This is a genomic window from Chitinophaga solisilvae (assembly GCF_009928525.1).
GTDB classification, from domain to species: domain Bacteria; phylum Bacteroidota; class Bacteroidia; order Chitinophagales; family Chitinophagaceae; genus Chitinophaga; species Chitinophaga solisilvae.
This window is the reverse complement of the sequence record NZ_JAABOK010000005.1, coordinates 105,602-116,725: the sequence shown is the minus strand read 5'-3', so window position 1 is coordinate 116,725 and position 11,124 is coordinate 105,602. Positions and strand designations below refer to the sequence as shown.

Below are 11,124 nucleotides of genomic sequence, written 5' to 3'. Positions count from 1 at the left end.
TTTTACGATTCAGATTCTAGTTGCTGAGCTTAAATGTAGCAAATCATTGAAGTACCACTAAGCAAATTCAAGGATTTTTTATGAGTGGTAAGCAGGCTGCAGGCAGATTAAGTTTTTGCATTAACACGAAAAAGGGATAATTTAATAGAGCTTTAGCTGTTAAGTTTGTCTATATTTCATTTTATAATTGCTGATTATGAAGATATTCTCCGTATATACCGTTCTGCTGATGATGAGCCTGACCACCGGTTTACAGTTAAAGACCTTTGCCCAGGCCACCGATAGCGCCATTGTAAAAGGAAGATGGGGAGTAGAAGGCCGTGCCGATAAAATCAGCGATAAAATCTCCCGTGAGGTAGGCCTGAATAAAGATCAGTACAAAAAAATATATACTATCAACGAAGATATTATCCGCAGAACAGATGCTATCCGTACCAACACCACCCTCTCCAAAAAGGAACGGATGCAGCAGTTCAAGGCGCTGGACTCCGAACGCAGCCAGCGTTTCAAAAGCGTACTGACCGCCACCCAATATAAAAAGTGGAACGACTGGGAAATGAGGAAGAAAGAGCATCTGGAGGCGAAGATGGAAAAGAAGAGAATGAGGAAAAGCGGAAATAATTAATTACGAATTACGAATTACGAATGAAAAGCGAAGACCAGTTTATTTTATTATTTTATTATTTGAGATTTATATAAAAGCGAAGACCAACGCGGATACTTAAAGTATAATCGCGTTGGTCTTCGCTTTTATATAAATCTCAAATAATAAAATAATAAAATAAACTGGTCTTCGCTTTTCATTCGCAATTCGTAATTCGTAATTCGTAATTTCACCTAAAAACCGGTCACCTTGCATCCCCATCAAACATTATCTGCCATTTTCCACCACGCCGTATCTGCTGTGCACCCGGTGCAGCTGATGCGTAACAGCGTGCAGGTAAGTGGTCGGACGATTACGGTTTGTGGTAGCAGCCATACACTGGATGCGGGCGGACGGATATGGGTGATTGGCGCCGGGAAGGCGTCGGCAGCTATGGCGCAGGAGCTGGAGCATTTGCTGGGTGGGCATTTTCCGCTGCAGGGCTTTATTGTTACCAAATACGGGCATGCGCTGCCGTTACAGCACCTGGCATGGCTGGAAGCGGGGCATCCGGTACCGGATGCAAATAGTGTAGCGGCTTCTGTTAAAATACTGGAGATTGCTCATACGGCTACTGCCGCCGATATGGTTATCTTTTTGCTGTCTGGCGGCGCTTCTTCGCTGATGGCTGATTTTCCGGTGAACAGCAGCCTGGAAGAAGTGCAGGAGCTGTTTGGCCTGCTGCTGGCCAGTGGCGCCGATATTCACGAGATGAATACCGTGCGTAAACATATCTCAATGATCAAGGGCGGCTGGCTGGCGAAAAGCATATATCCGGCGCCGTTATATACAATTATTCTCAGTGATGTTCCCGGCGATGATCTCAGTATTATCGGCTCCGGGCCAACCGTACCGGATCCGTCCACCTTTGCGGATACAATGGCGGTCTTACAGCAATATCAGCTGACAGAAAAGATACCGCTCCCTATCCGGAATTATCTGCAGGAAGCTCAGGAAGGGCTGTTTCCGGAAACACCCAAACCCGGTGATCCGGATTTCAGCCGGGTTGTCAACTGCCTGGCCGGCACCAACCGGATTGCCCTGGAAGCCGCTGCCGGCAAAGCCAGGGAGCTGGGCTACCACCCGCATATATTTTCTTCGCAGACTACCGGCAACGCACCTACGGTCGCGGAAATGGTGGTACAGGAAGCTATCAGCTGGAGCGGACCGCTGCCTGCCTGTCTCCTCTGGGGCGGCGAAACCACCGTACAGGTAAGCGGCGACGGTACCGGCGGACGTAATCAGCACCTCGCCCTGGCGGCAGCTATTGCGTTAGCCGGACAGGAAAATATCACCCTCCTGAGTGCCGGTACCGACGGCACCGACGGGCCTACCGATGCCGCCGGCGCCATCGTTGACGGATATACGGTGATAAATGCAGAAAAATTATCCCTGCAGGCAAATACTTTTTTACAACGCCACGACTCCGCCACATTCTTCTCAAAAGCAGGCGGGCAAATGATTACAGGCCCTACGCAGACAAATGTCATGGACCTCATTATCGTACTCAAAGTATAACCCCGCTATTTTAAGTTTGATAATGTGTGGATAGATTTTATTTTTGGGGTTTGGATTCATAAGTTTTGGATTTACTAAACCCATATGCATTATGCTGAGAATGGAACAGACATGGCGATGGTTCGGGCCTAAAGACCCGGTTAGCCTGTCTGATATAAAACAGGCAGGAGCCACCGGCATCGTTACAGCATTGCACCATATCCCCAATGGAATGGTGTGGACGAAAGAGGAGATTTTACAACGCAAAGAAGTGATCGAAGCGGCAGGCCTGACCTGGTCCGTAGTAGAGAGCATCCCCGTTCATGAAGACATCAAAACCCAGAGCGGGAATTTCAGGGAATATATCACCAACTATCAGGAATCTATACGCAACCTGGCAGCCTGCGGTATCTATATCGTTACGTACAATTTCATGCCCGTACTCGACTGGACCCGTACTGACCTGAGTTACTCCGTAGCCGACGGCTCCAAAGCCCTGCGCTTCGAAAAAGCCGCCTTCATGGCTTTCGACATCTTCATGCTGCAACGCCCTGATGCAGAAAAAGATTATACGGAAGAAGAAATCTCCCGCGCAAAAGAACACTTCGACAGCATGACCGAAGAAGACAAGCAACTCCTGCAACGTAATATCATAGCAGGTTTGCCGGGATCTGAGGAGAGCTTTACCCTGCAACTGTTCCAGGCCGCCCTGGATAAATATAAAGGCATCGATGCCACCCAGCTGAAACTGCACCTGTTCTATTTCCTGCAGCAGATAGCACCGGTAGCGGAAGAAGCCGGCGTGAAACTGGCTATCCATCCGGACGATCCTCCATTCCCGATCTTCGGCCTGCCACGTATCGTCAGCACCGAACAGGATGCCCGCGAACTGCTGATAGCCGCCCCCTACGCCGCCAACGGCCTGTGCTTCTGTACCGGATCCTATGGCGTACGCGCGGACAACGACCTCCCCGGCATGATAGAACGCCTCGGAGATCATATCCATTTCATTCACCTCCGCAGCACCCAGCGTGATGCACAGGGCAACTTCCACGAAGCTAACCACCTGGAAGGCGATGTGGATATGTTCGCCGTAGTGAAAAACATCCTGCTCACCATGAAACGCCGCAACGTCTCCATTCCAATGCGCCCGGATCATGGCCACCAGATGCTGGATGACCTGCAGAAAAAAACCAATCCGGGTTACAGCGCCATCGGCCGCCTCCGCGGACTGGCAGAGTTACGTGGCCTGGAAATGGGCATAGCCGGGGCTTTAGGCTCTGATTGACTGACATCTACCAGTATCAGGTCCGTACAAAGAGTAAAGGTGGGGATAAGCAATACCATCGTCGGACTGAGATGCTACGCCAGAGCAGAAAGCGTATTTGAAACCATACCGTAATGGCTGATTACGTGTACAGATCGCACTGTTGATAAAAAAATAATTTCTACAAGAAGGGTTGACGCAAGTCTGCCCTTTTTTTTCACCATATTCCGCTAATTTCCCGCCCCAATCGTCCTGTAGAACTATGACTGACATTGTTTTTAACCGTCCCGTACTTTCAACTTTTTTTATGAGAAAAAAATCCGTATTTTATTTATCGTGTTTGCTGCTAACCCTGTTTGTCAGCAGTAAACAATTATCAGCGCAGATTAAAGGTTCACTTTATGCTGTTAACAAACCAGGACTTAACTGGGCTAAAGTGGGTACCCTCACGCTGCCGCAGGGTGGCGCAGAAGCCCATATACAGTTTTATGGCGGCGCCGGATATAATGCCGAACTCGCGCAAATGGGCTATACCGAAATGACAATACGTACCAGTAACGGCGCTTCTGTAGTCAATGGCTTTGGCTTTTCGGCCTTTGCCTCCAGAACCGGTACCGGTTCCTTTATAACTGCTATCCGTATTATGCCCAATCAGGCAGGGGTAGCTGCCACTACCTACGATATTTATATTTATATGGTTGGTTATGTAGGAATGAGTATTTATCAGATCACCACGGTAGACGGGCAATTTACAAAGGCTGAAGTAATCGCCACACCACCGGCAGGAGCATTTGAGGTACCGTTTGAATACAAAACGCAGAATGATACCTATCTTGCCAACACCTTATTTGCCTCCTATGCCAACGGAAATGTAGGCATCGGTACCGTAAATCCTCAGACTAAACTGGCTGTCAACGGTGAAATTTCTGCTAAAAAAGTCAAAGTTACCACCGCAGCCGCCAGCTGGCCTGATTATGTTTTCTCAAAAGATTATAAATTGCCGTCAATTCCGGAAATGGAATCCTACATCCTGCAGCACCGGCACCTGGCTGAAATACCGTCCGCCAGCGAAGTAGCCGCCAACGGACAGGATCTGGGAGATATCAACAAACGTCTTTTACAAAAAATTGAAGAACTGAGCTTATATATTATCCAGCTGGATAAAAAAAATAAAGAGCTGGAAACCAGATTATCTAAAATGGAAGCAAAAGAAAAATAAACTGTCACATAATTTTTACAGGACGATTATTATAAACCTACAACCAAAATGAGTAGTACTACCGACGCACGGTATGAGGCATCCCTCGCCCTCAGACCAAACAGTCTGGCCCGCTATTTAAGCCTCATCAAGAAAGATGCAGACAGCCGGCTGACCGATAAATTACAGGAACGCGGCTACGTAAACTTCCGGCTCAGTGATATGGTACTGTTGGTCAATATTGACCCATACGGCACCATCAACAATGAACTCGCCAAAAAAGCCCGCATCAGCAAACAGGCTATGAGCAAAATCGTGAAAAGCCTCATCGCCGAAGGTTTCATCGGCACCCGCAAACATGACACCGATAACAGAGCCAGCATCATTTTCATCACCGAAAAAGGTAAAGAACTAATGATCAACGCCTCCGAAGCCGTAGAAGAACTCACCGCTTTCTACACTGCCGTTATTGGGCAGGATGACATGCAGCAGCTGAAACAAATATTGGGCAGGTTACTGGAGGGCCTGGAAAACCTTTAAACATTTTTTTATTTGGTTATTTGAGATTTAAATAACAGGAAGATATAAGCGGAATAACATCTGCTCAGATCTTCCTGTTATTTAAATCTCAAATAACCAAATAAAAAAATGATTCTTATTTCAGGGAAATATAGTATTCATCATTACTATCCTTCACTATATGCGTATCCAGCGCTGCCTGGAGCAGGTTAATCATTTCTTCATCTGACTTATTGGTGAAGTCTACACTGATGGGTACGTTGTAGAGTATCCGGGCCGACGGGGGTACGTGAATAATGATATTATAGTGAGAGCAAACGATATCCAGCACTTCTTCTGCCGGAACATTATCGAAGCAGAGCCGGCCTGTTTTCCAGGCAAGCGGGCCATCACTTTTAAGGGTGGTGGTTTTCAGCGGCTTGTCTGCTTTAATGGTGGCGAGCATAGCGGGCGTGAGTGCGGCATCCCCTTCCTGCGGATGTATTACCTTTACTTTTCCCTGCACCACAAATACGTGCGTGGTGGCGCCGGCGCTGCATATGCTGAAAACTGCGCCTTCACCGGCCTGCAGACAGGCAAGCGAGGGTAGCCTTACCTTACAGCTGGCATCGGATGACAGCGAAATAAATACCTTCCCGGATAATACCTCCACGAGTCCGCTGTTATTCCCGGAGCTGTCATAGGAAATGGCAGCATTGTTGTTAACAATAATACTGCTGCCGTTTGCCAGCAACAGTGAATCCAGGTGGCCGCTGCGATTGGTATGTGTTACCATATGACGCGGCGTATAGCATAAAAAAAACAGTATCACCATGAAAACCGGTACGGCAGCAACAACCCACCACCAACGCTTCAGCAACCCGTGTAAACCAGTATGCCTTACGCCACCCATTCGGCGAACAACCGGCGCTACCCTGCTATCTGCACCATTCCGGAGCCAGGCCTCCAGCCGCTGCTCCACATAGCGCGACTGATCGGAACCTTTCTCCCGGAGCATGGCAATCCGTTCCTGTAACAGAGGATCATGCGGCGAATGAATAAAGCGCGTAATCAGCTCATCAATTTCTGGTATGGGTTGATACATAATTATGGGTCCTGTCTCTATCCTGTGAGATGTTTGGCAAGATACGCCTAATAAATAATTAGGCCACCTCGGTAAGGTTTAATATTTTTATTACAGACGAATAAGGCAAAAACGATTGATATGTCACCTGAACCATTATTCACTAACGACCAGGAGTACATTGACGGGTTACTGCACCACAAACCGGAAATCATTGAAAATATATACATACGGTTTGCGTCCAAAGAACAACGTTTCATCCTGCAAAAAAGCGGCACCATTAAAGACGCAGCTCATATCTTTGAAGAAGCCCTGATGGATATCTACTACTATGCCCGGCGCCATCCGTTACAGGTCAGCTCCTTCGAACCCTTCTTCACCCTGCTCTGCAAACGTATATGGGAAAAAGAACTGGAACGGCGCGGACAACGCATCGCCGGCATGGAAATGGAAGAAAGCGCTGCCCTCTCCCGCGATGATATGCAGGACATTGAAGACGTACTGAAAGAAGGAGAGAAAAGAAGACTGGCCTACCGCTACTATCTCCAGCTGACAGACAACTGCCAGGAATTACTGCGCTGGTCCCTGACCAACTGCCTGCAGGAAGATATCGCTGTGGAAACAAAAATCCCGGTGGAAGATTTACCCGCCAGAAGACGTGACTGCTACATCACCCTCTTCAGAGAATTAAATACCACCCTGAAATCCGGCAGCATGTCGGAAGATGACCTGCTCGCCAGCGACCGCTTCCTCTCCGGCCACATGACAGAACCGGAAAGAAGAGAGTTTATGACCCGCATCCAGGCAGATGCTACCTTCAGCCAGCAGGTTAAACGCTTTGACTTTTTCAGACAACTGCTGGCACAGAAAATATGCCCTGATGATGACCGGGAAGAATTAAAACATCAGCTGTTCTCTCACCGCAACGCCTGGTTTACCCTGCGCGAAGCTACGCCTGCGCCTATACGAAATCTGATCATACTGGTGGCGCTCATTGCCGCAGGCATCGCAGTACTGCTATATGTAAGCCCCTGGCGAAAAAATATTTACCGGCAATATGCCTCCACGGAAATGCAGTCTCCTGATACCGATAGCCTCCGCCTGCCGGAAGAAGCCATCCGGCAATTTGACCGCGGCCATTACAGCGACGCCATCCGGATATTAAACCAGACACTGGCCCAATATCCTGGTAACCTCTACGCACGCTACTACCGCGGCGTATGCCGGGTAGATCTCAATCAGCTCAACCCCGCCCGCGAAGACCTCCTCACCGTTTTCGGGCAAAGCGCACTCCTTCGCAACGAAGCAGCTTTCTATATGGCGTTAAGTTACCTGAAAGAAGGGCGTAAACAGCAATGCCTGGACTGGCTGTTGAAAATTCCACCGGAAGCATCCAACTATCTTAAAGTACAGAAACTTATTAATGAACTGCAGGGCTAATGCCGGTATTGCATGCTGCTATAGTGAATAATACTATCTACCTCTCCTTTAATCAATTCATAAACAGGCGCCTTCTCCTGCTTTATATGCACTAACTGCTGTAATACAAGGAAATATATTTCTCCCCGGTTACACCCATCTATCTGGGCTTTGAGAATGTCATGCTTTACCTCTTCACAACTGTTGGCATCCAGTTTCTGGTAAATAACATACAGGTCGTTCATCCAACTCATACCTCTAAAGTTTATTTCATAGGACCCTCAATTTATTCAATTATTCTGACATTTCCGGCAATTAGATTTTTATCAAAATATGAACATTTTGAACTGCTTTCTTCAGAAATTTATCAATAACAAAGGGAGAAACTAGAGAAATATCACCGGATTGCGTACCGGCAGATTCCGCAGTACTTCTTCTACCTGCGGATCATGCGGTAACGATAACCATAACCGGTAGTAATCACGGTTTCCGGATGCTGCTGCATTAAACAGCAGAAACGGATGCGCTACCGGCCACTCCTCCCAGTACATCACATCTTTTGCATAAGGCCAGCTACGTTTATCCTTTACAAAAGGATACATAAAAGCCGCTCCTGCTGCCATATTTTTTCCTGCTGCCGTATACTGCCACAAATCATATCCCGCACTGCCCAGCAGCTGACATACGGTACTCATGGCATCGAGGTTAAACAACGAGTAGCCGTAAGGTTTAGTTCTTTTCAACTCCAGCGGGAAACTGCCATCTTCCGCCATCTGAGATGGCAACAACACATTCTTATACCTGTCTGCACAGAAATCCATCAGCTGCCGGTCCTGTACAAACAACGCAAAAGCAGCTACCTGCATCACCCAGCAGGTGCCATGATTATTCTTTGCATTCATCTCATCTTTCCCGTAAGGATGCGTTGTTAACCACTGCAGGTAATCCCGGAACCACTGTCTGAATACCACCAGATCCGCCGCAGGTATCATTCCTGCCTTCTCCATAATACGCAACGCCTGCACTACTTCCAGCAGCTGAATCGTATCTATGATACCGATACCCCTGCCGGTTGCCCGCCCCTTAATGGCCTGTGCATATAACAGATGAGGATTCATCCGCGTATCGCTATCCCGGAACCAGGCCCGCGCATGCAGCAATGCCTGATGCAGATACGTCTTATCCCGGCTGACAACATAGCCGGCAGCCAGCGCTCCCATCACCCGGCTGAACCGGATCATCACCTCCCGGTGCTTCACAAAATTATCCGGATTGGATTGTCCGTCCCGCTGAATATACGGACTGTCTTTACTCACAGGATCCGGCCACCAGTAGTCTCCCTCTGAAAAAAAATCATGCTTTCCACCAGCACTACGGTCACACCTATACGCAGTGATGGTTTCCGGTGTTTGTTGCATGGCCCATTTCGCCCGCTGCAGCACCGCCGGACGGGTATCCTTTAAAACCTGCTGCAGTAAAGGTTGCTGAGCATGGACAGGATCGAGTATGAAGAAAAGAAGGAGAGTGAGGAAGGAACGCATATGATTTTTTTAATTACGAATTGCGAATTACGAATTGCGAATGATGAGCGGAGATTTTAGCGAAAATTTTTTGTTGATCAGCGATGTTTTATGCAGAGAACTTAGCGGAGTTTTTAGCGGAGATTTTCCGGGAAATTTTTAGGGAGATGTTAGCGGGGATATTTCCGCTAACATCTTCCGTTATTATTTTACAGAGATAACTCTTCCGTCGTGTCCGGCCAGTTCTGCGGTGTAGCTGCCGCTGAAGGTACCCAGGCTTTTCCCTGTCCAGTAGTCAAGGAGTTCGCAGGGTTTGTCCAGTTTCACTGATATTTTTTTGGGCTGATCCTGCCAGTTCAGGAGAATGATGCTGGTGCCCTGTGTTGTTTTCAGGATGCCGGTTTCGAAATTGGTATCTGTGAAAGCGGCTGCATGGGCGGCCGGCGGAACGGTTTTACGCAGCATATTGAGGCGCTCCGGACTGATCTTCGTCAGGTCATCGCCGCTGAGCAGCATGCCGCCGGTGGCGTATATCAGCGCTGCGTGGAAGTTATATTCGTTGTCGGGCATATTGCCGGTAAGCACCAGGCAGTCCGGATCATTCCACCAGAGGCGGCCGTTCTGCCAGGAGCGATACAGATTTTCACGGCCGGAACGTTCAAATACCGTCCAGGTTCGTTTAATGTCCATACTGGTGCGGGAACCGTGCACCAACCCCAGAGAAGGCCACATCGGCTGATTACAGCCCAGAATAAACGCATCGCGCGTTCCTTTGAGAATAGCCTTCATACCACGGCGGTAAGCCTCTATCCTGGTTGCCTGCCGGTCGTGATACACACCACCATGAATAGCGCCCCAGAAATTGGCATCCAGCTTGAAATAAGTGACGCCCCAATCGTTCCGCATCGTGGAGAATACACGTTGAAAATGCTGCTGTACTTCCGGATGCGTACCATCCAGTACATACCAGGGTTTCATACGCCAGCCACCAAAGCTAACCAGGTCACTGCGCAGGGGCTGGCCGCTGCTGTCTTTTACCAGCCAGTCTTTATGCGTTTTAAATATAACAGAATTGCTGTCACAGATAAAGGGAGCCACCCATATTGCAGGCTCAAACCCTTTATCATGGATGGTGCGCAGCACCTGCTGCACATTACCGCCGAAGGAACTGCCTACTTCCAGCCAGTCGCCCATATGCGGTTGATAACCATCATCCAGCTGAATATATTTCAGTGAAGGGATATTGGTTTTGATGTAGTCGAGGTTATCGTAAATATTCTGTGCTGTAACTCTTGGGCCAAAGCAATACCAGGAGCACCAGCCCGCAGGCGGCGCCTTAAACTCCAGTCTGGGATGAAAATGCTGAATGCGTGCTGCAAATTTCTCCAGCAGCTCATTACCATCCTTTCCACTTGTTACCATCAGCTCTTCCAGCCTGAATTCCTTACCTGGCGCCAGTTCCATATTCTCCAGGTCCATAGCTGCCTTGATGGTATCGGCTGAAATATAGAATCTGCCTGCAAAACGGTTACTGGAAGTATATCCCAGCAATAGCTGCGCATCGCCGGCCGGATACAGGCGCAACAGGTTATATACCGCCAGATATCCCTGCGGCTGTGGTATTTTATAGTGACCGGCATCTGTATAATTGCCTAATGTCACCGGTTTTTCCAGCGTACCGGCAGTCTGGGTCAGCATCTGGAAGCCTTCTGCATAAAAAGGCGTTGAAGCTGGTAATATCTTTCCGGCAGTACAGAGAATAACTTCTTTGAGTCTGACCGGAACACTACCGGTGTTGGCTATACGTACCTGACATAAGTTATTATTCCAGTTGCGTATAATCTTAATACTGGCAGGCGCTACAGTGCCATTGGCCTGAATTACGGTAGCCTGGCTGGCTTTCAGGGCTTTTACAAACCGGTCTGTTTCTCCTGCCCGGACAATGGTATGCCCCAGCAGCAAACAGCCCAGTAACAGCAGCTTGTTCTTTTTCATCGT

10 protein-coding genes are annotated in these 11,124 nt (G+C 48.4%); 6 read left to right on the top strand and 4 right to left on the bottom strand.

The features are described from left to right. The first annotated feature begins 196 nt into the window (after positions 1-196). The 5 genes from GWG06_RS11310 to GWG06_RS11290 all read left to right on the top strand — a co-directional run bounded on the left by GWG06_RS11310 (position 197) and on the right by GWG06_RS11290 (position 5,145). Positions 197-625 (top strand): hypothetical protein, encoded by a 429-nt coding sequence (locus GWG06_RS11310; protein WP_160713375.1) that lies wholly within the window; start codon positions 197-199, stop codon positions 623-625. Between the two features lie 228 nt (positions 626-853). Beyond that, entirely contained in the window at positions 854-2,161 is a 1,308-nt protein-coding gene (locus GWG06_RS11305; protein WP_160713373.1) for a glycerate kinase type-2 family protein, read from the top strand. A 91-nt stretch (positions 2,162-2,252) separates the two neighbouring features. Then, positions 2,253-3,428, top strand: a complete 1,176-nt coding sequence (uxuA, locus tag GWG06_RS11300; RefSeq protein WP_127040982.1) for a mannonate dehydratase — start codon at positions 2,253-2,255, stop codon at positions 3,426-3,428. 286 nt (positions 3,429-3,714) lie between these two features. After that, complete coding sequence (locus tag GWG06_RS11295; RefSeq protein ID WP_127040986.1) at positions 3,715-4,626, top strand: tail fiber protein; 912 nt, start codon at positions 3,715-3,717, stop codon at positions 4,624-4,626. A gap of 48 nt (positions 4,627-4,674) precedes the next feature. Further along, entirely contained in the window at positions 4,675-5,145 is a 471-nt protein-coding gene (locus GWG06_RS11290; RefSeq protein ID WP_127040989.1) for a MarR family winged helix-turn-helix transcriptional regulator, read from the top strand. 115 nt (positions 5,146-5,260) lie between these two features. Here GWG06_RS11290 and GWG06_RS11285 read toward each other — a convergent pair whose 3' ends face one another. Continuing rightward, a complete protein-coding gene (locus GWG06_RS11285) occupies positions 5,261-6,208 on the bottom strand; it encodes a FecR family protein (RefSeq protein WP_160713371.1) in 948 nt (315 codons plus the stop codon). A 120-nt stretch (positions 6,209-6,328) separates the two neighbouring features. On the opposite strand from GWG06_RS11285, the gene GWG06_RS11280 reads away from it, so the two are divergent. After that, on the top strand, positions 6,329-7,627 hold the full coding sequence (locus tag GWG06_RS11280; RefSeq protein WP_127040995.1) for a tetratricopeptide repeat protein: 1,299 nt from the start codon (positions 6,329-6,331) through the stop codon (positions 7,625-7,627). Here GWG06_RS11280 and GWG06_RS11275 read toward each other — a convergent pair. The 3 genes from GWG06_RS11275 to GWG06_RS11265 form a co-directional block, all read right to left on the bottom strand. Continuing rightward, the gene (locus tag GWG06_RS11275) at positions 7,624-7,860 is read right to left on the bottom strand and encodes a hypothetical protein (RefSeq protein ID WP_127040998.1); all 237 of its coding nucleotides are present in this window, start codon (positions 7,858-7,860) and stop codon (positions 7,624-7,626) included. The two genes, GWG06_RS11280 and GWG06_RS11275, sit on opposite strands and share 4 nt — an antisense overlap. A 132-nt stretch (positions 7,861-7,992) precedes the next feature. Continuing rightward, a complete protein-coding gene (locus tag GWG06_RS11270; protein ID WP_160713369.1) occupies positions 7,993-9,147 on the bottom strand; it encodes an alginate lyase family protein in 1,155 nt (384 codons plus the stop codon). 183 nt (positions 9,148-9,330) lie between these two features. Then, entirely contained in the window at positions 9,331-11,121 is a 1,791-nt protein-coding gene (locus tag GWG06_RS11265) for a glycoside hydrolase family 36 protein (protein ID WP_160713367.1), read from the bottom strand. Positions 11,122-11,124 lie beyond the last annotated feature (3 nt).